This window comes from Neobacillus mesonae (assembly GCF_023715155.1).
Lineage (GTDB): Bacteria > Bacillota > Bacilli > Bacillales > Cytobacillaceae > Neobacillus > Neobacillus mesonae_A.
On record NZ_JAMBNQ010000010.1, the window covers coordinates 75,532 to 99,341 of the forward strand.

Genomic DNA, 23,810 nt, shown 5'->3' on the forward strand with positions numbered 1-23,810 from the left:
CACTACAAGATCAACGTCATGTCTGGGTAAAAGAGCTTAAGAATCAACATTTGTTTCAAAGTATGTGACATAAAGCAACTTGTGTTGATAATGCAGCAATGGAGAGTTTCTTCCGCCTTTTAAAGGCTGAAACAGTCACCTTTATGCTACCAATCTTTTTCAAGAGGTCGATCAGGCAGCGACAGATTGGATTAGTTACTATAATAACGACTAAACTAAAGAAAAACTCAGTGGCAAGAGTCTTATAAAATACAGGCTTCTTACCACCGAGAAATCAGCATAATATTTGAGGCTGTTCATCTCCGTAAATTTATAGTGAAAATGGGCTTTTTCACTTCTAGCTACCTTGGTAGTCCCCTCCCCTTTTGTTATATGTTAACAAAGATTGCCTTTAAGTTAATATATTGTTGATTTAAGCTAATTTTGTTTTTCCAATTAATGCTGTTAGTTCAATACGCCTTATTCCATATAATGGACCTAAAATGGAAAATTAGCGCTTATCCTTGTTCAAGGAATGCGCCCTATTCTTACTAAGGCTACTACATAATGGTTTTTAATTGTTTTATTTTCCCTTATTATTCAAACATTCACTGCACAATTATTTCCCGGCAGTTGTAATTTTTACAGTTATGGAATAACTCTCACAGTGTTCAAATTGTATAACATTGATTTCACCTCAACACATAATTTGTTCGTATCGTCCCTTAACTTTTGTCAGTAACATTAATAAATAAAAGTGCTGCTAGTCAAGGCAGCTCTTCATGATGGGAATGATTAATTTAAATTGTTTTTCGGATTTCCCCGTTTCAAAACAAGTTGTATAGGCTTTGTTTAAATGTATGATTAAATTCTGTATAACTGGGCGATTAAAGCTTACAAAGTCTACTAGTTTCTTGACCCTCATAATCAGCAATATATTGAGCAAACAGTTGTTTATTGTCCTTTAAAGATTCAGTTTATATAAACGAGCATTTAAAATTTTTTCTAAGTAAGTTTTTCTTTCTTCTTCATTTTCTATTCATTCGTAACAGGTTAGATTCGATTTTATCCTTTCCTATTGCGATTACTAATAGTACCTCATTTACTAATACTTTTTCATCTTTTCTAAGCATTTACTATTTCTTAATAAAATTTCCTGGTACCTGGCAAGTAGGGCACAGACGGTTTTGAAGTTTAAATAGTGGATTTGAAATAGATGCCCTTCCATTATAAAGAGGGCACCCATGTCGGGCACAATCGAGTAGGAGGCTAATCATTATTTGATTCGCCGACCTCTCACACCACCGTGAGTACGGTTCCGTACACGGCGGTTCTAAAGTTTACAGTCTTACAGATAAATAACACTCAAAAAAACTAATATATTTTGCCCTTGGGAAAAATTTGTTAGGGTTTTATCCAAGATATAGCTGCCAGCAACACGCCAGCAGCTTTTCCTCGTGTTCGCCTATTCCCATGCTTTCCTTTTGTTGACTCCTAACTTCTTTAGCCAATAAAAGCAGGTACGAACCTTCTTCCAGCGTTTCCATGTTACCATACGCATGCGCCTTCGAATCCATTGGTCCCACTTTATTGTAAGGCCCTTCATATCGGCGAGCTTATAATAATTAACCCATCTACGCACTATTTGATTTAGCTTTTCTTTTCTTATTTCAACACTCATTCCATTACTTCGTCCTGTTAAAGTGCGGATTTTGTCTTTTAGCTTTTGGACACCCTTCGGCTGCACTCTAGACCGGCATTTCCCTTTAGATATATAGAATCCATAACTTAGGAACTTGATATTCCTTATATGTGTGATTTCTGTCTTTTCTCGATTCACTTTCAGCCGTAATTTCCCTTCTATGAATGGGAGAATAAGCTGGAATGTCCTTTCACAACTTCTTTGGCTTTTGCAGAAAATAACAATATCAGCGGCATAGCGTACAAATCGGTGATTTCTGGACTCTAGTTCCTTATCCAACTCGTTTAGCATAATGTTGGCTAGAAGTGGGCTTAATGGTCCACCTTAAGGAACTGAACTCCAAAATCTTTTGTTGTCTTTATTGGAATGCTCTTGCGGTGCTATCCAATCTGTACCATAAAGGGTAGTTCTCCCATTTGGATATTTTTCATTACACGGCCAGTGAATTCCTATCTTTATTAGATCAACCTTCCACGGAAAAATTGATTAATGTTGCCTCAATCAGATCTAAATGCTGTGTAAAAATGTAGCGTTAACTAATTGTAGTAAAAACAAATACAGTTACCATATGACAATTACACTATAAATCATGTAAAACGAGAACAATTTAAGGAGCCAAAAATAGGGAAAATACGTTATACTGGATGAAGAACTATCTTAATGATACAGTGAAATTTCCACTTCGACCCCACAACCAATCGAGCTTTTATGGGCAGTTATCCCCTAACTATGCTTCTTCGATTCCTCTAAGCCTTAGGATGAGATAAGGAGATTATGCCCGTTAATGCGCTATAAACACAAAATACGTAAATTGATATAGCGAACAAATTATACATGTACTGTACTGGAGGTTTCGTATGTCAAAACTGCGGATTGTCATTGCAGATGATCAAACATTGTTTCGTGAAGGTCTCCAAACTATTCTTAGTCTGGAGCAAGATATGGAAATTGTAGGAGCCGCCGGCAACGGCGAAAATGCGCTTGCGCTTGTTAAGCAATATCGGCCTGATCTCGTCTTGATGGATGTGGAGATGCCCGTCATGAACGGAATCGAATGCACTCGTATCATTAAGGAGCAATTTCCTTCCACTCATATCATTATCCTATCCACTTTCGCGGAAGACGATTATATTGTACAGGGGTTAGTGAATGGTGCCTGCGGATACCTACTAAAGGATCTTAACGCTGACTTACTGATTCAGGGAATTCGAGACGCGGCAACAGGCCAAATGATTCTTCCAGCCCCGATAGCTGCTAAATTAGCCGCCAAACTTCACCAAGTTTCAAGAAATGACCGTTCACCGGTTACAGGGCAGCGAAATAAACTGCAGGAAGAATTGACCGGTCGTGAGAAGGAGATCGCCGCTTTAATGATAAAAGGCTATAACAATAAAGAAATTGCCACTCGTTTATTCATCAGTGAAGGTACTGTAAGAAATTACATTAGCGTCATGTATTCAAAGATCGGCACGAACGACCGAGCTAAAGCTGTCATGGTGTTTCGTGACATGACTTTGGACGAATAATAGTCACGGCGACCTTAATGGAAAGCAAATATCCAATACACAATTCCAATCGTTCCCGGAACTGATGCGCATTGTTCCCTGTAAATTGTTAATTCGTGTAGCCATTGATTGTAAGCCAAATCCAAAACGTTCCGGTTGAACCGGCTCTCCATTGTTTTTCAAAGAAAAGAAGATATTCTCATCATTATGTTGAAGAATGAAAAGAAATTTGCTGCATTTTCCATGTTTGACCCCATTTGTAAGCCCTTCCTTGAGCGCCATGTAAATGGCGTTTTTCTGCATCATTGTAAGGTCTGGAAGCACAGCAATTCGGCTGTCGATATCAACATCGGCATTGTCTCGCATGTCTTGAATGACATTTCGCAATGATGTCTCTAAGTCATAGTTCCATTCCGCATCCTTTAACAAACGTACGGACGAACGAATTTCATCCAAACCTTTTCGGACTAGTTTTTGCGAAGTGTCCATTCGATCTACGGCCTGTTGCGGATTTTGTCCAATCAGCCGCTTGCCTGCCTCAATTTGAATGATCGTAGTGGTTAGGGTGTGTCCAACAATATCGTGGATTTCTTGAGCAATGCGATTTCGTTCTTCCAAAGCAGCAATTTCCACCTCTGCAGCTGCACTTTCCTTCATACTATCCACTAGTTTTTGATAAGTCTCCTCCAAATCCTTTGTCCGATCCGACACCCGCTGCTCCAATAAGCGGTTATCCCGTTCCAACTGTAGGGTTAACTGCTTTAATTCATCGGCATATGCAATTACCTGAAACTCTGACTCTAGGTATCTCCTCATGATAATAGCGGCTCCAGGTAAAATAATAGTAAAAGGAAGCAGCAGCTTGATTGTATTTTTTATCTCGACCATCGCAAAAGAGACCGACACATTTAGTAAAATCTCAAGTAAAAGGAAAACTGCTAATCCTGAAACAAACAAGATTAACTCGTTGCTTTTTTCCCTTCGTAAGGAAAGAATGGTTACAACTAAAATAAAAATACAACTTCCCGATACCAGCACCCCAAAAATGGCAAACACAATGGCCGAACTTGGATTAACCGTGATCGCAACGATAAAAGACAGCCCTGCAGCCAACAGCAAAAAGATGAGCCGAAGCACAGTTTTTCGGTAAACCGAGTGGGTCACCTCACGAAACAACAGCAGCAATAGAGTAATATCCAGTACTTCAAGCATATTAGCTAAGTAAAAATTGGTATATCCAGGAAAGTCAAAAATGAGTTGCTTCGAAAACAAATATGAAAAAACGGGCCAAATTGAGAAATGTACCATAACAAATAAAGCATAGTACAAAAGTAAACGTGGTGTACGTTTGTAAAGATATAACAACAACGAGATCAGTCCAACAACCAATAAACCCAATGCGTTCATCATGTCGACAATATCGGATTTAAATACATAGGTTAACAGCTGTGTTACTGTCCCCGTTGCAAACATAGAAGGCGCCCTGCCTTGCATGCGAATAAATATATCTTCGGAAGTACTTGGCACAGAAACCATGTTCCAATGTAAGAAATCCTTACGTAAATCTATTGTTTTAGGACTTCCATGGGTAAACGTGCGTTTACCATTCTGATAAACTTCATAGTAATTTGGAATAGGATAAAGGAATAAGCGTGCATCCTCCCCAGATAAAACGGAAGAGGAAATACGAATCCAGAAGAATCCCTCTTTGCTATTTATATGGTGTGTAAATGGAAGCCAATCCTGAGCTGAAAGGGGATTTTGGATCAAGCGAAAAATAGCATCGCCATCCCCTCGGGGTTCCAACCGGTATTGAATAGCCGAATCGGGGATCAAAGGCGAATTATTTGCCCCGCCAAAACGGCTTGCAGATAACAAACTTATGCACAAGATGAAAATGAGTATGCATACCATGGCCATCATGAAATAAATTCGTTTTCTCTGGAGACACACGTCCTTTATACTGAATTTCATTTTCCTATCCCCCCAATCTTTACTCCTATATCTTATTTAAGAATGATTGTCGTCGAGAAAAGCAACCAATAAAAGTGGTTAAAACATCGCAATTACTACCTTGAGCATAAAATTAATTTGCTTAAAGCTATCATAAAACTTCCTTTGTCATTAAAAATAGTGACAGCTGTCATATGACTGCCAATAAGTACAGTAAAAAGTTATGACATCTGCATGACTATTGTAACTACCGTACGTGACATCATAAGATTTATGATGCTTAAAGAGTAACTCCCATTGCAAATATAAGAATAGCCAGTCGCCCTTAGCTAGGAGCAGAGTTATATCCAAGTTTTAGGTTAATCAAGACTGGAAAAAGAACCCCATCATATGATATTCCATCAGTCAAATACTTCAAGATTAAAAGGGAGAGTACAACGAAATTTAGAATAAAATTACTTTATTTACCCCCATTGGAAATCTGTTCGGCGGAACTTAACTTCACCTTTACCTAAATGGAACTGATATAAATGCTTATAATTTTAAATACGTTGGAAGGGGATAGAAAAATGAACATACTATATGAAATTTTAGTCTTGCTTCATGTTCTAGCTGCCATTGTGGGGATAGGCCCGGCTTTTATTTTACCAGTCTTGGGCAAATCCGCGAAAACAGGGAGCCAACTTCGATTCATATTCGGAGTTATTCAGAGAATAAACAAGTTTCCTAAGACAGGTGGCATCACATTAATTGTAACAGGAATCTTATTAATGATTGTAGGAAAATTGGGGTTTTCCGTATTATGGCTAAATCTTTCTTTAATCCTATTTGTCATTATAGAAGTGATTATTATCGGATTCATTGAACCGAATATGAAGAAGATTGTCCAACTCGTCATGGCAAGTCAGGGCGAGAAATTCCCTGACGGATATGCGGAATCTATGAAAAGGATCATGCCTTTAGAGGGAACCGTACATTTGCTTACTTTTATCATTATTCTTCTAATGGTCATAAAACCATAAGACTTATGGAAAGCTCCTGCCATTTCTTGGTCATAGCTTAGGGGAATATAACAAAGGAAGGTGTAACCAGATTGAGTTATAAATATAGAAAATGCAATACGGAAGAAGACTTTGAACACTTTTCAGAGTTTTATGTAAAGCGAAGACATCACACAAATCCTCCACTTGGCCTTTCGTATATATTAACTGATATTAGTTTGCTAATCCAATTTGGACATATCATCCTAGGTTCTAATTTAAAAGGAGAACCCATTGGTTTTGTCAGCTATTTTTATGGAACTCCACAAAACGATTTTGAGGACCAAGAAACATTATTAATCAATGTCGCAATGGTCGATCCTAAATATAGGAATTCAAGGGCGTTTATTCGCGGTTTTCAATTTTTGATAGATTCTGTTCTAGAATCTGAGTATTCCATTGATTATGTAACTTTTTATGCATTTCAAGACGACCTTTTTTTGCAAAAGCTATACTCTCAGTTTGCAACCGTAATTACCGAACAAGATCATCCGCTAAAGAAGCAGGATGTTTATCGCGTATCCTTTAAAGATCTTTGTGCCTATTTAAAACCTTTCCGCAGGGAGAGGAGCGTTTCTTATGACCTATAAGTTTCTCATTGCGAAAGAGGATGATTTGTTTGAAAAATATTTATTTTATATGGTAAAGCATAGAAAGTCAATAAATTCTTATTTTACTTTACAGCAAATCTATTTATTTTTACAAAGCCATCGTACCAATGGGGGTGCGATTGTTGCATTGGATAATGCAGAAGACATCATTGGTGCGGTTGGGTTAGTGTATGGTCTTCCAGAGAATGTTTTTCAAAATAAGGAGATTGTCCGTATTGAATTGCTTCATGTGAAAGAGGAATATCGCCATACATTCCTATTTTATAGAGGGGTGAAAACGGTCATTCGCCATTTACAAGACAGCAAACCAACCGTAAAAGAAATTGAATTTTATATACCAAGCGGGCAGCCCCAACTGAGCAAGCTTTTAAATAAGATTGCCCCTTATAAGAATTCTGAGCAAACAAACTTTGGAGATGAAGATTATTATCATGTGCAGCTTGGGGATCTTTCTAACAAATTAGAAAAACTTGAAAGGAGGTGAAGATGATGAAAACAATGCAGATAAGATTTATGTTAGGGCCTTATGCTCCTATTTCCACAAAGCTAGCCGGCGGAACTACGCGCCGCTAAACCAAAAGGAATTCTAAGCTTTCAGGGCTCGCTGAAAAAGGGAGCCTTGAATTTTCAGAGTTCCTTTAAACTCTCCCGTTTTTCTTATCACTTTAGTTCGTTATTGAAGTAAATAGATAAAGGCAAACTTTCGAAAGATTGGGACGCACAGCTACAGGTCTAAGATGACTGAGTTACCTAAAATAGTACATAATTTTTGGGGGAATATTATGAATGAAAGTACTAGTGAAGAAGAATTAGATGAAGAATGGGTAGAACTTATTAAAATGACTCTTGATTTAGGAATATCAGCTGATGAAATTAGAACTTTTCTAAATAAGTCTTCTTGATCTCTACGAGGTCTTTTTTTTTTGCACACTTTTCATCAAATAATTAACTATCTTATAAACAGTAATCCTACCATCTAAATCTCCTCCTCCTGATTCTTGTTGGATAAGACCAAAGCTCCTCTCGATTGAAAAGGGCTTTTTCCTTCTTTTAATTCATTCCAAAAATAAATGTCTTAATCTTTTTGTGCCCTCAAATGCATAGCAGACATCCAGAACCTCATTCGTCCTTCATAAGCATGTGGAAAATAAGCATATTCCACAAAATCTGTATTTGGCAATTAGGAAATGCTATAAACTTCAGTATGTTTTATGAATGCAAAAAGAGCCTAAAACACGCAAGTAGTGCATAAAAACTTGCATATTTTAGGCTCTAAGCATTAATTCTCTATTGTGCTAAAGCACCCGTTTAAGTACATCATTTCACAAACTTAACTCCTACATCAAATATGATGAAGAGACTCTTCAATTCGATCCAACCATTCATTTACTAAATTATTGAAAAGCTGTGGTTGTTCAATTTGCAAATTATGACCTGCTTTATCTAATACAGCAAATGTTCCTCGTGAGTACTTGTTTATTAGATCAAGTGCATCTTTGTATCCAACAGAAGAGTCTTGTCTTCCTAAGAGGAATACACTGGGTTTATTAAAATCAGATTGGTCAATCTCAAAAGTAAACCCATATTTATTCTTTACCTTATTTAAAAACTTTTCATCTGCAATTTTACATCCGCTTAAAACTTCCTCATTGTATCTTAACCAAGTATACTCATCAAGAACAACATTATTGTTTCTAAAATACTCCAATTCTTTCTTCGATAATTTTCCAATAAATCTTTCATCTGATTTCAATATTTTATGTTCCTCAATTGTTCTTTTTTCAGGAAATGGAATAATAACAGGACAAATAAATGCCGCACCAAGTACTTTTTCTTTTTGCTTTTGAATAACGCCCCTAGCTAGGTAGCCGCCGTAAGATTCTCCAGCGATTAAGTATTCTTGGTTAGGAATTATATCTTGAATAAATTCTAAAACAGCATCCAGCATTTCATCAGAACTAGTTATGTCATTATAATTTTTTGTTAATCCCATACCCGGGAGATCAATATAAATACGTCTCCATCCATCCCTCTTTGTAAATATAGGTTCCATACATCCAGTCATTAATCTATGGTCGGGAGAATAACCGTGTATCATTAAGATTGGTTTACCTTCCCCAAAATCTTCATAATGTATTTCTGCTTGACTAACTTTGCAATATGCCATAATCCATCTCTCTTTCTTAAAAAGTAAAACAATCTTAGCTGAAATTATATAATAGAATATTCCCTGTGTTAAATTTCTTGTTCCACTAATCTGACCCGTTAGTGCAGTAAGCATCTCTTTACTAATTTGAATAAATATTAGTGTGTATACAGGTTTACCATTAAGTAATGATTCATTTAGAATAATAAACATACTGCCAAAACATACATCTGTTAATTGCCAGAAACAACAAAATCTTCATTTACATTAATAGGTTCAGAAACCTTAATTTTAAATTCTCTCATCTTACTTTTTAGCTGAACTAATTATTTTCGCAATTCCTTTAATTTTAATTCAATAAAATTCAATGTGCGTGTTACACTACAGTCTTTTTCAAGAATTTGTATCAAATATGTTGTGTAAATATAGTCAACGATAAGGTTCTCCTCAGCTTCGTGTATTGGCGCCTTCACTATGATTGTCTCCTCTTTTATTAAATGGTTGGAATCTAATAACATACACTAGTTTTTAGGATATTTGTTGTTTTAACTTTCCTATACATTTTGTTTTTACCTTATGCAATGAGGTTAATCAATCATGAAATTTTCCTTTTTTTATTTTACCAATCAGTTTATTTTCTTTGAAAAATAAACTGATTGTGCTTAGAATGTTAGAAAGATAATAAAACCCATCTCATTTTTATTCTAGTCCTCACTTAATCAATTAACTTTGTTATATTAAAAGCAAATTGGGATTAGCTAGTAAAAAAAGAAAATGAATAATATTTAATCGTTAGAATAACTTAAAACAACTTTAAATCAAAATGGAAATAAAAAAGCAGCTATGGTAACCATGGCTACTTTTTCTGTAAGTTTGAAACAAATTCAATCAAAGAATTGAGCTTTTCTTTGAGCTTATCGTATTCTGCTTTAAATTCTTCATATTGCTGCTTATCACTTTTCTTCTCAGTTAAAAAATTTATGACCTCGTCATAAGTCAAATTGCTTTTAGATATGTTGGGGGATTCCGGCTCTTTAACCTCATTAAAGTGGTCTTCGTTGTGTTTACTTTTCACTAAACCCTTTAAATCCATCAATTTCTTTACGGAGTTTCTTATTCCACCTGAACCCCACCGATCCAGCAGTTCGATTAATTTGGCAGCAACCGGGGCCGGAGCCTTTTCTACATTTTTTAAAAACAACTTTGAAATTAAACAAAAAGGCCAATCCCAGCTGTATAGGATTGAACCTTTTTATTCCCCTTAATGACTTAGACCTTGGCTTAGTTTTCCAGTAATCTTCTCAATTTCAACCTCAAACAATTCTGTTTTTGCTAAGGCTGGATACCCTTTTTCAAAAGACCATTCCGGTTTTCCATACTTTTCAAGCAGCCGGTCGTAAAACCATTCTTTTTTGGCATCATCTTCAATATGATGAATTTTTCCAAAAAGAACCACGCTGGTATAAACAAGGGCGGACTGGCAGGCATATTTTTTACCAGGATGTAAATCACCCATTTCACTCACTTCAATACAAATATTTGGATTCTGCTTAATATTTGTCCAGAAATGGCTTTCCCGTAAATTTCCTATATGAAGATACAGCTTTGTTCCTTCCTCATATACATACACAAATGGAATCACATATGGAAAGCCGTCCTCTCCTGTTGTTCCGACATGTGCTACTTTACCCATTTTTAAGAATTGATAGGCCTGTTCTTCAGAGATTTCCCGCTTTTTGTTCTGAATCTCTCCTCTCATCCCCGCTTCACTCCTTTAGCAATTTTCTAAATCAGTCCGGACAAACATTTCTTTAACTTACAAGCAGCAATGCTGCTGCAGCGATGGGTGTTATCACCATAGCACCCTTTAATACCGGCTGTGGTGCTAGTGATGTAAATTTTGCCCCGGCGTATGACCCAATCATCGTTCCGGCCACTACTTCAAATAATAGTTTAAAGTCCAGAAATCCTTGAAAATAGTATCCAACTCCCCCTGCCACAGCAATCGGTAAAATGACAAGCATGGTCGTTCCTACCGATTGTTTGATGGAAAGTCCCATAATAACAAGCAGGCCGATTTGAATGAACGGAGCGGCACCAATTCCAAAAGTTCCGGACATTAATCCGGTGATAATTCCAACAATTGCTGCGTTCCTCACAAAATCCCAATTCAATCCGGATTTTTCTAGGTTTCGTTTCACCATTGGCTTTTGAAAAATAAACAGGCGTACGACCAATATAACAGCTGATAAAAATAACATCGCTGCTGTTAACCAATGCAGTGAGTGTACAGGTATCATCCCTGAAAGCTTTGATCCTATATAAGAACAAATCGAGCCAAATGCACCTACAATAACACCTGTTTTAACAGAAATATTCCCCTGGCGAAAATGGCTGTATGTTCCGGACAACGTTGTAAACACCATTGCAGCAAGCGCTGTACCTAAAGCGGTATGGATAGGCACTCCAAACACAACGGTTAAAATGGCAATGATAAAACCCGATCCACCGGCTCCAATAAATCCTAATAATATTCCCATGACAAACATCGTCAGTGTTATAGCCATCTTCATCCCTCCCCCCTTTTTAGCATACCTCTAGATACCGTTCCAAGAAAAGTCTGACATATTCCCCTATTCAAAATAATTTATTTTACAAGGATACTTCCCTTCTCATTTAAAAAATTAATGCTAAAAACGCATTAATTTAATGCAAATTAACAATTAGAAGTTATGTAAAAAGGAGAGTATTATAATAAGAGTAGTTTAAAACTTATGAGGTATTAAAATGGAATGGGACCAGATCAATTATTTTCAAACCGTAGCAAAGGTTCAGCATATAACAAAAGCTGCTAAACATTTATCCATTTCACAGCCCGCCCTCAGCCGGTCCATTGCAAAACTGGAAAATGAATTAGGGGTGCAGCTTTTTGACCGGAAAGGCAGGAATATTTATTTAAATCGATATGGAGTTATGTTTTTACGGCGTGTGGAGCAATCCATTAAGGAAATCGAAACAGGAAAACAAGAAATCTGGGATGAAATTCATCCCGATTATGGAACCATTTCCTTATCCTTTATCCCTTCCCTTGGGATAAGTATTGTTCCTGAAATATTAAGTGCCTATCATAAAATGCATGCGAATGTGAAATTTCAATTACACCAGGCTTCCAACAAAGAAATTGTGGATCAAATCAAAGCAAGAAAAATTGACTTGGCTCTTATTGCACTGCTTCACGAAGATGAAGAGGTGATTTGGCAGCCCCTCTTAACCGAAGAGCTATTTCTGATTGTTTCTATCGACCATAAGCTTGCTGCCTATGATGAAATTGAACTGAAACGAATTCAAAATGAACCATTTATTGCTTTTAAGGATGTGAATGAGCTTCAGACCATTATAAATCATTTATGCCATAAAGCTGGCTTCTCTCCGAAGGTTGTATTTGAAGGAGAGGACATTGGAACAGTGTCTGGCTTAGTTGGTGCAAAATTGGGGGTATCCCTGGTGCCCGATATACAAGTGTTAGATAAAACCAAGGTCAAACTGATTCGGGTAAAAGAACCAATCTGCAATCGGCAAATTGGGGTCGCATCGTTAAAAGACAGTTATTCATCACCCGTTGTTGAACGGTTTATTCAATTTATACATCGATTTTTTCAAATCAAATAAAGTCAAACTTCTATCAGAGGGGAGTTCTTCTTATCCCCGCTGATGGTTAGTTGAACCAATCTGACCTTTTTGGGCTTAACCTCCTTTAACCTTTTGTACAAAAAGGGTTCTATAATGGAGGTTGTACTGCCTGTTAAGGCGGAATGAGGAGTGCGCATAAAAAATGGAATATGTTCAACGTGGAACAAGCACGTTTAAAAAAGTAAATTTAGCTTTATTTGCAGGCGGATTTAGCACGTTTGCCATCCTTTGGGGAACACAGCCGCTGCTTCCGGATATAGCAAAAGAATTCCATCTGTCTCCTGCGGTTTCAAGCTTAAGCTTGTCTTCCGCAACCATTGCTTTATCTGTCGGTCTCTTAATTGCTGGTTCTTTATCAGAAGTATTCGGCCGGAAATCAGTCATGACGTTTGCTTTATTTGCTTCAGCAATTCTGTCAATTTTAACTGCATTTACACCAAACTTTCATTTATTATTGGCAGGAAGAGTTTTACAAGGTATTACACTAGCTGGTCTGCCGGCTGTAGCAATGGCCTACTTAGGAGAGGAGATTGAGCCTAAAAGTTTAGGTATGGCCATGGGCCTTTATATCAGCGGAAATTCCGTTGGCGGTATGGCTGGGCGGATTATCAGCGGAATCATAACTGATTACTTTGGATGGCACATGGCATTGCTCGGCATTGGCCTCATTAGTTTAATTTCAAGCCTTGCCTTCTTGTGGATGCTGCCTAAATCTAAACATTTTCAGCCGCAGAATTTTAACATTAAGCATTTGACTGGTTCATTGTTCAGCCAATTTAAAGAACCTGGTTTATTTTACCTATTTGTCATTGCATTTTTATTAATGGGAAGCTTTGTATCCTTGTACAATTATATTGGTTTCCAATTGCTGAAGCCGCCATATTCATTAAGTCAAACCTTAGTTGGATTTATCTTTATCGTCTATATCGTCGGCACCTTCAGCTCCACATGGATGGGCATGCTGTCAGACCAGCATGGAAAAAGAAAAGTTCTGCAATTGTCACTCATGATTCTATTAGTTGGGGCTTGTATCACCCTAAACACGAATTTATGGTTTAAAATTTTGGGGATTGCTATTTTTACCTACGGGTTCTTCGCGGCTCATTCGATTGCAAGCGGCTGGGTAGGAAAAATCGCTACTCATGATAAGGCACAGGCCTCTTCCTTATATTTGTTTTTCTATTATGCCGGTTCAAGTATCGGCGGGACAGTCAGCGGCACATTTTATAGTCAATATGGATGGTACGGAGTAGTCTCTATGATTGTAGTGCTCGCGATTATTTCGATTGTCGTATCAATTCGATTAGGGGCCATCACCAATAAAAAGGTAAAGCTTGCTGCACACCATCAGGGATTAGGCAGCTAACCTAAAAGAAAAAGGGCAGCTGTTTTTTAAAAACAGAATTAGATTTGTAAATACAAGCCGAAAAGATTGAAGGGACAGTAAACAGACTATACAATAGTATATTTTCAATAATTAAAGAGGCAAAAATCTTAAAATATAAGAGTTTAAGATTTTTGCCTTTTTTTTCTGTATTTTACCTGACAAAGCTCTTCACAATAATGTTTGGAAACATTTCAAGCGCCTTAAAGCATCTGATATAAAGTTTCGAGTTTTTGTCTGCGCTCTATGCGCGCTTGGATGGCTTGGTCGATGGTAACGGCGATAAAACGGCATTTTGATTGCGGCCTTGATTGGGCAATGATGTCTAGATCTTGACTGATAACCGTACCAATCGTGATAAATCCTCCGCCAGTTGTCCCATCTTTTTGCAAGACAATGAGCTCTTCCTCATTTGTAAACAGTACAGCCCCGATTGGGTAGGCGATATCAACAACATTAGAAAAGCTATTTCCTGCGCCAAATGGCGGCATCTCGGAAAATGATACTTTTGGTCCTTTATAACGATATGCTACACGATCCGATTCATGTGATACAGTCCATTCGGAATTGAGAAATGTTTTTAAAGCCATGTCATTCATCAGGTAACCAGTAATTCCCATCGTGACTCGCAGTTCTTGAAAGTCAGTAAAGGCGGGGATATAGCCAGCTGGGATACTTTTCCCCACTCGAGGCGATGTTTCGAATAATGGCTCATTGATGCAAATTTTGTCACCAGCCTGGAGCTTTCTTCCTTGATAACCGCCAATCCGGCTTAATTCATAGGTCGATTTACTCCCCATAACATCTGGAACATCAATCCCCCCGGCAATACATAAATAACTTTTGACTCCGATTTTGCATGCCTTTAGTTTTAATCTATCGCCTTCTTGTACTTGATGGACTTCCCAGAAAGAAATGGGCTTGTTATTTAAATAAGCTTCCATCGGTGCGCCGGTCAATGCGATAATGTAGTTTTTGCGAAACATGAATTCGCCGCCAATTAACGTCATTTCAAGTCCGGCAGAATTCTCGGGATTTCCCACAAGAAGATTTCCAATCATATAAGAATACCGATCTGCCGCACCTGACGGAGGAACACCAAGATGATACTGTCCATGTCGGCCCATATCCTGTACGGTTGTCCAAAGTCCGGAATCTATTACTTCGATCATTTAGAAATCCTCCATGAACTCTCGAATATACTGCTTCCCTTTTTCCATGTATTCAAGCGGCGAGAACGTAAATTCCTTTATTTTCAAACGATACTCTCCGGCCTCTACTTCTCTCATAATCTGATGGTACTCAGATTCATTGACCGGACGATACTTCCAAATGTCCCCAGGCCGGGCTAAAAAAGCAGTTTCCTTTAAATCTGTCAATTGTCCTTTAGGATCAAACATAGGGACAGCCGCTCTTCCAATCAGTTGATAACTCCCCGGCCCGTTAACAGGATAAATGACATTGAAAGCCCCGCCTGTGCCTATGCACCGTTCAGGTGTTTCCGTTCTTGGACTATGGTATTTAGGTGCCTGCAGAACCTCGAAAGGCTCCTGCCCAAGAGGAAAATGCCAGGCAGTTCCCGGCAGAAAACCAACCATCGTAATTAAATATGGTGTCCCTGAGTGGTATTCGATAAATTCCTCCTTATCTGCAAAATGGTTGGCTTTCATTACAAATTCAAAGTTTGATAGTTCCGGCTCAGGATTACGATTGCGAAAACGATAGGAACATTCTCGTGATACAGGGTCATCATACCATGCAGGAATTTCAATGATTCTTGCAGAAAAATGCAGCTTCTTTGGATCACTCTTCGTTAAATCAATGTCTTTTAAACAGTCCAGTAAATTTTTTGCTGAAATAATATCTGGATTATAACGTACTAAATAGGAAGAATTAGCTGAAACAATATCAACGACTCCCGGAATTTCCTTTTTGCGTAATTCCTTTGTAATAGCCAATGCTTTAAAATTACTTTCAATTCGCATTTCACGCGATATTTCAGCATATATATATTCATCCCCACCGAAATGAAAGTGGGTTTCAGGCAGATTAAACATGAGGCTTCACCCTTCTTTCAAGTTTCAGCTTTTTTATCCTTCTGCTAAGGGTAGCGGGGCTCACTCCCAGTACCTTTGATAAGTGATCGGCTGTTGGATATTGCTGCATTCCTTTTTCAATTAATTGTATTTCTAGTTCTTCCACCGCTTCTTTAAGCGGCATGAGTTCTAGGACAAATAGTGAACGATTCCTTTTTTCCGATTCTCCATATAAACAATTTAGTACATGCTCCCGTTGAATCCATTCACCTTCTGTCAGCAAAATTAAGCGCTCGACAATATTCTGTAGTTCTCTTACATTTCCCTGCCAGGAATAGGTCTCCAGCACCTGAATTGCCTCAGGGGTGAAACTTTTTTTAATCTCATACATTTCGGCAAATTGCTCCAAGAAATAGATGGACAGTGGCAGGATATCTTCTTTACGATCACGTAATGCCGGAATACGAAAAGGAATGACACATAAGCGATAATAGAGATCCTCGCGAAATTTCCCCTGACTGACCATTTCGCGTAAATCCCGATTCGTTGCCGTAATAATCCGAACGTTGACAGAAATTGGCCGCAGCCCGCCAATTCTTGTAATCTCTTTTTCCTGCAGCACCCGTAATAGCTTTACTTGCATATTGAGCGGCAGCTCCCCAATCTCGTCAAGAAAAAGGGTACCATTATTGGCAACCTCAAATAAGCCTGCCTTTCCCTTTTTATCAGCACCGGTAAAGGAACCATTTTCATACCCGAACAGTTCACTTTCAATTAATGTCTCAGGAATAGCCCCACAGTTAATTCGGACGAAAGGCTGTTCACTACGTGGACTTGCTGTATGTATTTGCTGCGCAAATACTTCTTTACCAACACCTGATTCACCCTCTAGTAAAACAGTTGAATTATATTGCGCAACACGACTTATTTCTTTGACTAACTTTTCGATTTTTTTAGAACGATAGATTAGCCGTTTGTCTTTATCAATGAATTCTTGACGATTATGTAAAGATGTGTCAGTTTCACCATCTGATTGACCTTTAAAGGATGGAGCTTCAGGTGTAATATCCCTTGAAAGGACTACAATCTTTTCCAATTTCCCTTCATAATAGACAGGAGTTGCCACTGACCAAAATCTATAGCCCCCGTCAGAATCCTGGATGGCTGTCACCTTTTTCTTTTGCGTTTTGCATATTTCAAATACGTTTGGCTGAAAAACTTTCCTTTTTGTAAATTCTTCTACTTGCTTTCCGAGTATCTCTTCAGGAGACTCCGCTTTCCATAAGTGCTGTAAAAACGTCCCGGCAACCCGAATGATTTTCCCGCTGCCGTCAATGACGAGAATTTGTTCTTGGGAAGAGGCATAAACAGCCTGTAAATCAGAATTTAAATTCCGGACAAAATCTAACTCCTGGACAGCCTCTTCAAAAACTTCTCTTGAGAAAAAGACATGAACCAGCCCTGTTATCCGGCCATCTTCTTCCAGCGGATAGAAATTGCCGCTAATTTGTTTAAAATTAAGTGAAGAGTTAGCACTGACAATCGTTTTCCCTTCCATAACTGCAGCAATATCTTTGTCACTCGTTAGGAGAATTTTATAGTTTCGCCCAAGAAAAAAGGAACTGGAGATCCCGACTATATTCTCAGCGGTTTCATTCATAAATTCAATTTGATAATCGACATTGGTTTTAACAATCCCGACTCCTGCACCATGCAATAGTAGATTAATATCCTTTAATTTCAACGCATTGATAGTATGACGAGCCTCTTCTATCGAAGTGTAGCCAACAATTTGGTTCCCCTTATCTATCCCAATGATTAAAGTGGCATTGTGGTAAAATTCTACCGGTGATAATTGCGGTACTTTCAAAATATCATCTCGATAGGTAATTGGTTGATCCATATCTAAGGATTCCGCTAATTGGTGTAACAAAATTTCCTTTGTACAATAACCAACCAAAGACCCCTGATCTATTACAAAAAGAACCTCTTTATCATGGGAAGAAAAGTATGGAATCACATCACGAATCTTACGATTAACGTCCACAAAACTGGAAATTGGTTTTAAAAGGTCCTTCCAAACAATCAATTTTCCCCCTCCTACTCCAGAGAAAAAATTCAGTTACACTCATTATACTTCTTTCGCTTTGGAAGGGAAAACAAAATACTGAAAAGGCTAATTCTTGTGCCTATTCAGTATTTTTAGGTCTCTTTTAAGTTTCTAGTATATCTACTTTGCTTTTGTATGTTTGTAATCCCCATTCTTGATGATAATCCAGCTGCTAGAATTGCTGAGATTAATAGTGTTTGCAACATCCGTAACGGCCGTGACTGGTAACCAAGAACATCAATATACGGCAAGGGGGGGAACGCAGGACGGGCTTTAATGTTTCCTGATCCCTTTCTGAAACTAGGAAACTGTCTTAATAAAGGTTTTTAAAAACCTCTTGCTAGAGCTGGAAACTGCCTTTACTAGGGGCTCTTACAGCCATAGACCTCTTGATAGATCTCCAAACTGCCTTTACTAGGGGCGATGAAAGACTTAAAACCCTTGATAAACCTCGATACTGTCTTTCATAAGGGCGATGAAAGACTTAAAACCTCTTGCTAACTTCAAAACTGTCTTTCATAAAAACGATGAAAGACTTAAAACCTCTTGCTAACTTCAAAACTGTCTTTCATAAGGGTGATGAAAGACTAAAATCACTTGTTAGACCGTGAAACTGTCTTTCATAAGAGCGATGAAAGACTAAACCCCTTGTTAACTTCAAAATTGTCTTTCATAAAGGCGATGAAAGACTTAAAACCTCTTGCTAACTTCAAAACTGTCTTTCATAAGGGTGATGAAAGACTTAAAACCCCTTGCTAACTTCAAAATTGTCTTTCATAAGGGCGATGAAAGACTTAAACCCCTTGATAAACCTCGATACTGTCTTTCATAAGGGCGATGAAAGACTTAAAACCCCTTGCTAACTTCAAAATTGTCTTTCATAGAGGTGATGATAGACTTAATCCTCTTGCTAACTCCAAAACAATCTTTCATAAGGGCGATGAAAGACTAAAATCACTTGTTAGACCGTGAAACTGTCTTTCATAAGAGCGATGAAAGACTAAAACCCCTTGATAAACCTCGATACTGTCTTTCATAAGGGCGATGAAAGACTAAACCCCCTTGATAAACCTCGATACTGTCTTTCATAAGGGCGATGAAAGACTCAGTCCCCTTGATAGACCTGGAAACGGTCCTTCATATGGGCTCTTAATGACTAATACCTCTTGATAAACCCCAAAATTGTCTTTAATATGGGCTCTTAATGACTAATACCTCTTGCTAGAACCCGAAACTATCTTTAATTAATGCCTCTTAAAGACTAAAACCCCTTGTAAAACTTCAAACTGTCTTTTACCCAACAACCTAACTTTCCAATGACTCTAGCACAATATAAACATACTTTTAAAAACAGGGGCATTCTTGTAAAAAGATCTGCCCCCTAATCGATTATTTTATTTTTTAAAACAAAACAGCTTTTAACGCTCTTTCTGTATACACTTTACAAAGGTTTCTTCGATATTCTTCGGAGGAGAATAGGTCATTCGCGATTTCACCATCTTCGGCAGCATATTGGGACGCTTCCTTAATGACCGTTTCGGACAACTCCTGCCCTAAAAGTTTTTCTTCTACAGCCGTTGCACGATAGGCAACATCACCAACTCCGGTAATCGCTACTTTAGCGTAGTCAATCATATTATTTTCATCTACTCCAGCCACAACTGCTACGCCAATAACTGGATAACCGGATGCTGGATGAGAGAATTTCAAATAGGCCGATTTTGTGTGGGATGGTGGAATCGTAAATGAGATAGCAGTTAGGACACTATTTTCAGGCAGCATAGTGATAAGCGGCCCAATCACGAAACTTTCCATATCCATTGTTTCCGCGCCATCTTCACCCTGAATCATGATTTTGGCATCAAGCACATGGGCCGCCGCTGGCAGGTCTGCAGCGGGATCCGCATGAGCAATATTTCCGCCAATCGTTCCGCGGTTCCTCACCTGTATATCACCAATTTGCCGGACAGTTTCCGCTAATACCGGAATATGTTCTTTTACAATCTGGTTATTGGCCACTTGAAAATGAGTATTGAGGGCTCCTACTACAATGCGATTCCCCTCTTTGCGAACTTCCTTTAGCTCTGCAATTCGGCTAATATCAATCAAAGCCCCTGGCTCGGTTAAGCGAAATTTCAACAACGGTACCAAGCTATGACCTCCAGCAATCAGCTTTCCTTCCCCGTTCAATTGCTGTAATTGTTGAATAGCCTCGTCAATTGAATTTACGCGAACATAATCAAATTTAGAAGGTATCATCTTACTTCCCCTCGCTTTCTGAAATAGCGCGCCATACTTTTTCAGGGGTAAGCGGCATTTCAATGTCTTTTATTCCATATGGTTCTAATGCGTCCATAACGGCGTTCATGATTGCAGGGGTTGATGCGGTTGTTCCTGTCTCTCCAACCCCTTTAGCCCCAATCGGATTAACAGGGGACAAAGTTTCGGTAAAGGCTGTTTCAAATTTAGGGAAGAACCGTGCTTTTGGCATGGCATAATCCATGAATGTACCCGTCAAGTTTTGGCCATCCTTACTATAAACAATTCCTTCCCATAAAGCTTGACCTATTCCCTGGGCCAGCCCTCCATGTACCTGTCCTTCAGCTGTCAGCGGGTTAATGACACGCCCTACATCATCCACTGCCACATAACGCTTCAGTTCGATTTGTCCAGTTTCTTTATCCACTTCCACAACAGCAATATGGGTCCCAAATGGATAGACAAAATTTTCCGGATCAAAATAGGACGAGGCTTCAAGGGAAGGCTCTATCCCTTCAGGCAGATTCCATGCCATATTCGCTGATTTGGCAATTTCCTTGAATGTCCGCTGCAAACTTGGCGATCCTTTAACAGAGAAAATGCCTTCTTCAAATACAATTTCCTCAACAGATACTTCAAGCTCATGTGCAGCAATTTTCTTCGCCTTATCAATCACGCGGTCTGCTGCAATCGCGACAGAGGAGCCGCCAACTGCTACCGAGCGGGAGCCATATGTACCCCAGCCCATCGATACAGACTTTGTATCACTAAAAACCAGTTCAATGTCATCCATCGGGATTCCCAGTTTTTCGGAAACAATTTGCCCAAATGTCGTTGCATGTCCTTGTCCATGAGGGGAAGTTCCACAATAGACGGTAACGCTGCCACGCGGATGGACGCGGACTGTAGCATTTTCCCATATCCCCCCTTGGAAGCCGATACCGCCTGCAACCTTTGACGGTCCAAAACCGCATAATTCTACATATGTGGAGAAGCCAATTCCGACTAATTTCCCTCTCTTGCGTAATTCCTTTTGTTCTTCTCTAAATTTTTGGTAATCAACCATTTCCAATGCCTTTGTGAGCGGCTTTTCATAGTCCCCGCTGTCGTATACAAGACCTTGTGCATTAGTAAAAGGGAAATCCTCTTTTTGAGCCATATTTATTCTTCGGATTTCAACTGGATCCATTCCAATCTCTTTCGCAAATAGATCGATTGCCCGTTCTATCTGGTAGGTTGATTCTGGCTTTCCAGCACCGCGGTATGCATCGGTTGGTGTGGTATTTGTATAAACTCCAAACGTCTCACACGAAGCATAGGGAATTTTATAAATGCCCGTAATCATTAACCCAAAGTCAATGGTTGAAACACCTGGTCCCATTGTCGATAAATACGCCCCTACATTATGGGTATTGGTCACCCGAAGCGCTGTTATAGTGCCATCCTTTTGCCCGTAAATTTCAACATCAATGACTTCGTCCCGTCCAAAGTTGGCTGCTGTGAAATGTTCGCTTCGTTCCTCAATCCATTTTACTGGCCGGCACAAATCGCGGGCCGCAAAGCCTACAAGAGCTTCATCAGGGTAGACGCCGATTTTGCCTCCAAAGCCGCCTCCCATATCTGGAGAAATTACTCTTAATTTTGCCTCAGTAATATCCAGTACTTCGGATAAAACCATTCGGTGGATATGAGGGTTTTGGGAGGTACACCAAAGTGTCAGTTCACCGGTTCCTGGATTGTACCGGCCAATAGCGGCACGTGTTTCAATTGGACTTGGCGCCACCCGTTGGACATAAAAACTTTGCTTAACAGATGCCTCTGCTTTTTCGCAAACCTCTTCAGGAACAGTACCCGCTTTCCAATGAAATGCAAGATTGTTCTCGATATCATCATGGACAAGTGGTGCATTATCTTTTAGTGATTCCTTTTGTCCTACGGCTGGAGAAAGTGTTTCATATTCTACATCAATTAAATACATCGCATCTTTGACAGCATACCTGCCTTCCGCAATCACAAGGGCTACACCGTCACCAACATAACGAACACGGTCAATCGCCAGGGGATATTGCGGTGCTTCCTTTAAATCACAATCTGGAACATACCATGACGTAGGAACAGGTCCAATTTTCCCTTCAAGGTCTTTTCCCGTATAGATGGCGACAACGCCAGGTACCTTTAAGGCTTCTTCAACATTGATTTTTTTAATCACAGCATGGGCATGCGGGCTTCGTAACACAGCAGCATGCAGCATACCAGGGAGTTGAATATCATCCGCAAAACTGCCATGACCAGTTATCAGCTTCGGATCTTCTTTTCGCTTCAATCGTGTACCAACAACCTTTGTCATTATAAGCGCTCCTCTCCTACTAATTGAACTTCCGCTTCAGTTTCTCTCATAAGCTGTGCTGCATGTTTAACGGCATCCACAATAAATTGGTAGCCCGTACAACGGCAAATAACCCCTTCTAGACCTTCACGAATCTCTTCATCACTTGGATTAGGATTTTGTTGTAAGAGACCGACTGCTGCCATCATCACGCCAGGTGTACAATAGCCGCATTGCAAACCATGCTTTTCCCAAAAGCTTTGCTGCATAGGATGCAGATTCCCTACTTGTCCAAGACCCTCAACTGTTGTAATTTCAGACCCATCCGCTTGAACCGTCAACAATGTGCAAGATTTTACTGCCTGGCCGTCAACCAATACTGTACAAGCACCACATTGACTCGTATCACAGCCAATATGTGTACCTGTTAAACCAAGATTATCACGGATAAAGTGGGCTAAAAGCGTCCTTGGTTCCACTTCCGCACGTTTTTCATTTCCATTGATTTTCACCGTAACATTCACTTTTTCATTTCCCATTCACGGCACCTCCTAAAAGATTTCAATATATTTAGACCAGCTGTTTTGCCTCTTTATCAATTTCTTTAAAAAATTGCCCTAGCACAACTTTGGCCACCCCGCTCATGACGCGCTGCCCAACTGAAGCAAGGACTCCTGTTAATTTCACTTCTGCACTGCATTGCAAGCGAGTGCCTTCTTCTATTTCTTCTAAAAACATATTGGCATCGGCATCAATTTCACCAGGTTTCCCCTTACCTTTCACGAGCAGCCGATAGGATTCAGGCTCATTTTTATCCACTTGTCGGACATCACCTGTAAATATTCCTTTAACAGGCCCTATGCTGATGCCAAGTTCTGAAGCAAAAGCATCTTCCGCAACTTCAACAAATGATTTGCAGCCTGGTAATGCCCTTTGCAGCACCTCCTTATCTTGAATCGTTCTCCAAATCACTTCCCTCGGAATGCCTTTGAATGTATAAGTATGTTCAATATTCAATTACAACATCTCCTTTAATTGTTTATTTGAAATATTCAAATAATTTTTTACA

20 protein-coding genes and 1 riboswitch are annotated in these 23,810 nt (G+C 39.1%); of the genes, 7 read left to right on the top strand and 13 right to left on the bottom strand.

Annotated elements, in window-relative coordinates; genetic code table 11:
- Window positions 1–1,444 precede the first annotated feature (1,444 nt).
- A complete protein-coding gene (locus M3183_RS11095; RefSeq protein WP_251469522.1) occupies window positions 1,445–1,972 on the bottom strand; it encodes a group II intron maturase-specific domain-containing protein in 528 nt (175 codons plus the stop codon).
- Between the two features lie 566 nt (window positions 1,973–2,538).
- Here M3183_RS11095 and M3183_RS11100 point away from each other — a divergent pair.
- The gene (locus M3183_RS11100; protein WP_251469525.1) at window positions 2,539–3,207 is read left to right on the top strand and encodes a response regulator; all 669 of its coding nucleotides are present in this window, start codon (window positions 2,539–2,541) and stop codon (window positions 3,205–3,207) included.
- 3 nt (window positions 3,208–3,210) lie between these two features.
- Here M3183_RS11100 and M3183_RS11105 read toward each other — a convergent pair whose 3' ends face one another.
- Window positions 3,211–5,160 (bottom strand): sensor histidine kinase, encoded by a 1,950-nt coding sequence (locus M3183_RS11105; protein WP_251469527.1) that lies wholly within the window; start codon window positions 5,158–5,160, stop codon window positions 3,211–3,213.
- A gap of 548 nt (window positions 5,161–5,708) precedes the next feature.
- On the opposite strand from M3183_RS11105, the gene M3183_RS11110 reads away from it, so the two are divergent.
- From M3183_RS11110 to sinI, 4 genes are all read left to right on the top strand, one after another.
- Complete coding sequence (locus M3183_RS11110) at window positions 5,709–6,161, top strand: DUF2269 family protein (RefSeq protein ID WP_251469530.1); 453 nt, start codon at window positions 5,709–5,711, stop codon at window positions 6,159–6,161.
- A gap of 71 nt (window positions 6,162–6,232) precedes the next feature.
- Entirely contained in the window at window positions 6,233–6,769 is a 537-nt protein-coding gene (locus M3183_RS11115) for a hypothetical protein (protein ID WP_251469532.1), read from the top strand.
- Window positions 6,759–7,274: a hypothetical protein gene (locus tag M3183_RS11120; protein WP_251469534.1), complete on the top strand. Its 516-nt coding sequence runs from the start codon at window positions 6,759–6,761 to the stop codon at window positions 7,272–7,274. The genes M3183_RS11115 and M3183_RS11120 overlap by 11 nt, the downstream gene beginning before the upstream one ends.
- Before the next feature lie 200 nt (window positions 7,275–7,474).
- Window positions 7,475–7,544: riboswitch (cyclic di-GMP riboswitch) on the top strand.
- 28 nt (window positions 7,545–7,572) lie between these two features.
- Complete coding sequence (gene sinI, locus M3183_RS11125) at window positions 7,573–7,692, top strand: DNA-binding anti-repressor SinI (RefSeq protein ID WP_311315363.1); 120 nt, start codon at window positions 7,573–7,575, stop codon at window positions 7,690–7,692.
- 440 nt (window positions 7,693–8,132) lie between these two features.
- Here the strand turns inward: sinI and M3183_RS11130 are convergent, their stop codons facing one another.
- From M3183_RS11130 to M3183_RS11145, 4 genes are all read right to left on the bottom strand, one after another.
- The gene (locus tag M3183_RS11130; RefSeq protein WP_251469628.1) at window positions 8,133–8,957 is read right to left on the bottom strand and encodes an alpha/beta fold hydrolase; all 825 of its coding nucleotides are present in this window, start codon (window positions 8,955–8,957) and stop codon (window positions 8,133–8,135) included.
- Window positions 8,958–9,792: 835 nt separating this feature from the next.
- Entirely contained in the window at window positions 9,793–10,137 is a 345-nt protein-coding gene (locus tag M3183_RS11135) for a hypothetical protein (RefSeq protein ID WP_251469535.1), read from the bottom strand.
- A 60-nt stretch (window positions 10,138–10,197) separates the two neighbouring features.
- Window positions 10,198–10,695, bottom strand: coding sequence for a pyridoxamine 5'-phosphate oxidase family protein (locus tag M3183_RS11140; protein ID WP_251469537.1), 498 nt, complete (start codon window positions 10,693–10,695; stop codon window positions 10,198–10,200).
- A 52-nt stretch (window positions 10,696–10,747) separates the two neighbouring features.
- Window positions 10,748–11,503 (bottom strand): sulfite exporter TauE/SafE family protein, encoded by a 756-nt coding sequence (locus tag M3183_RS11145; protein ID WP_251469539.1) that lies wholly within the window; start codon window positions 11,501–11,503, stop codon window positions 10,748–10,750.
- A gap of 220 nt (window positions 11,504–11,723) precedes the next feature.
- Here M3183_RS11145 and M3183_RS11150 point away from each other — a divergent pair, with 220 nt between their 5' ends.
- Both M3183_RS11150 and M3183_RS11155 read left to right on the top strand, forming a co-directional pair.
- Complete coding sequence (locus M3183_RS11150; protein ID WP_251469541.1) at window positions 11,724–12,605, top strand: LysR family transcriptional regulator; 882 nt, start codon at window positions 11,724–11,726, stop codon at window positions 12,603–12,605.
- 163 nt (window positions 12,606–12,768) lie between these two features.
- On the top strand, window positions 12,769–13,992 hold the full coding sequence (locus M3183_RS11155) for an MFS transporter (RefSeq protein ID WP_251469543.1): 1,224 nt from the start codon (window positions 12,769–12,771) through the stop codon (window positions 13,990–13,992).
- Between the two features lie 221 nt (window positions 13,993–14,213).
- Here M3183_RS11155 and M3183_RS11160 read toward each other — a convergent pair whose 3' ends face one another.
- The 7 genes from M3183_RS11160 to M3183_RS11190 form a co-directional block, all read right to left on the bottom strand.
- Window positions 14,214–15,182 carry a 5-oxoprolinase subunit C family protein gene (locus M3183_RS11160; RefSeq protein ID WP_251469545.1) on the bottom strand — a complete coding sequence of 323 codons (969 nt, stop codon included), beginning with the start codon at window positions 15,180–15,182 and terminating at the stop codon, window positions 14,214–14,216.
- A complete protein-coding gene (locus tag M3183_RS11165; RefSeq protein ID WP_251469547.1) occupies window positions 15,183–16,067 on the bottom strand; it encodes a 5-oxoprolinase subunit B family protein in 885 nt (294 codons plus the stop codon). It abuts the gene before it with no gap.
- Window positions 16,060–18,135, bottom strand: a complete 2,076-nt coding sequence (locus M3183_RS11170; RefSeq protein ID WP_251469549.1) for a sigma 54-interacting transcriptional regulator — start codon at window positions 18,133–18,135, stop codon at window positions 16,060–16,062. The genes M3183_RS11165 and M3183_RS11170 overlap by 8 nt, the downstream gene beginning before the upstream one ends.
- 1,422 nt (window positions 18,136–19,557) lie before the next feature.
- Window positions 19,558–20,415, bottom strand: a complete 858-nt coding sequence (locus M3183_RS11175) for an FAD binding domain-containing protein (protein WP_251469551.1) — start codon at window positions 20,413–20,415, stop codon at window positions 19,558–19,560.
- 1 nt (window position 20,416) lies between these two features.
- Window positions 20,417–22,762: a xanthine dehydrogenase family protein molybdopterin-binding subunit gene (locus M3183_RS11180; RefSeq protein WP_251469553.1), complete on the bottom strand. Its 2,346-nt coding sequence runs from the start codon at window positions 22,760–22,762 to the stop codon at window positions 20,417–20,419.
- Complete coding sequence (locus M3183_RS11185) at window positions 22,762–23,280, bottom strand: (2Fe-2S)-binding protein (RefSeq protein ID WP_251469555.1); 519 nt, start codon at window positions 23,278–23,280, stop codon at window positions 22,762–22,764. The genes M3183_RS11180 and M3183_RS11185 overlap by 1 nt, the downstream gene beginning before the upstream one ends.
- A 31-nt stretch (window positions 23,281–23,311) precedes the next feature.
- Window positions 23,312–23,758, bottom strand: a complete 447-nt coding sequence (locus M3183_RS11190) for a CoxG family protein (protein WP_251469556.1) — start codon at window positions 23,756–23,758, stop codon at window positions 23,312–23,314.
- Window positions 23,759–23,810: the final 52 nt, after the last annotated feature.

What these genes read in the sequence shown, in the direction of transcription:
- M3183_RS11095 (WP_251469522.1), bottom strand. Translation starts at nt 1,972, where the DNA reads ATGCTAAACGAGTTGGATAAGGAACTAGAGTCCAGAAATCACCGATTT.
- M3183_RS11100 (WP_251469525.1), top strand. Translation starts at nt 2,539, where the DNA reads ATGTCAAAACTGCGGATTGTCATTGCAGATGATCAAACATTGTTTCGT.
- M3183_RS11105 (WP_251469527.1), bottom strand. Translation starts at nt 5,160, where the DNA reads ATGAAATTCAGTATAAAGGACGTGTGTCTCCAGAGAAAACGAATTTAT.
- M3183_RS11110 (WP_251469530.1), top strand. Translation starts at nt 5,709, where the DNA reads ATGAACATACTATATGAAATTTTAGTCTTGCTTCATGTTCTAGCTGCC.
- M3183_RS11120 (WP_251469534.1), top strand. Translation starts at nt 6,759, where the DNA reads ATGACCTATAAGTTTCTCATTGCGAAAGAGGATGATTTGTTTGAAAAA.
- sinI (WP_311315363.1), top strand. Translation starts at nt 7,573, where the DNA reads ATGAATGAAAGTACTAGTGAAGAAGAATTAGATGAAGAATGGGTAGAA.
- M3183_RS11130 (WP_251469628.1), bottom strand. Translation starts at nt 8,957, where the DNA reads ATGGCATATTGCAAAGTTAGTCAAGCAGAAATACATTATGAAGATTTT.
- M3183_RS11140 (WP_251469537.1), bottom strand. Translation starts at nt 10,695, where the DNA reads ATGAGAGGAGAGATTCAGAACAAAAAGCGGGAAATCTCTGAAGAACAG.
- M3183_RS11145 (WP_251469539.1), bottom strand. Translation starts at nt 11,503, where the DNA reads ATGGCTATAACACTGACGATGTTTGTCATGGGAATATTATTAGGATTT.
- M3183_RS11150 (WP_251469541.1), top strand. Translation starts at nt 11,724, where the DNA reads ATGGAATGGGACCAGATCAATTATTTTCAAACCGTAGCAAAGGTTCAG.
- M3183_RS11155 (WP_251469543.1), top strand. Translation starts at nt 12,769, where the DNA reads ATGGAATATGTTCAACGTGGAACAAGCACGTTTAAAAAAGTAAATTTA.
- M3183_RS11160 (WP_251469545.1), bottom strand. Translation starts at nt 15,182, where the DNA reads ATGATCGAAGTAATAGATTCCGGACTTTGGACAACCGTACAGGATATG.
- M3183_RS11165 (WP_251469547.1), bottom strand. Translation starts at nt 16,067, where the DNA reads ATGTTTAATCTGCCTGAAACCCACTTTCATTTCGGTGGGGATGAATAT.
- M3183_RS11175 (WP_251469551.1), bottom strand. Translation starts at nt 20,415, where the DNA reads ATGATACCTTCTAAATTTGATTATGTTCGCGTAAATTCAATTGACGAG.
- M3183_RS11180 (WP_251469553.1), bottom strand. Translation starts at nt 22,762, where the DNA reads ATGACAAAGGTTGTTGGTACACGATTGAAGCGAAAAGAAGATCCGAAG.
- M3183_RS11185 (WP_251469555.1), bottom strand. Translation starts at nt 23,280, where the DNA reads ATGGGAAATGAAAAAGTGAATGTTACGGTGAAAATCAATGGAAATGAA.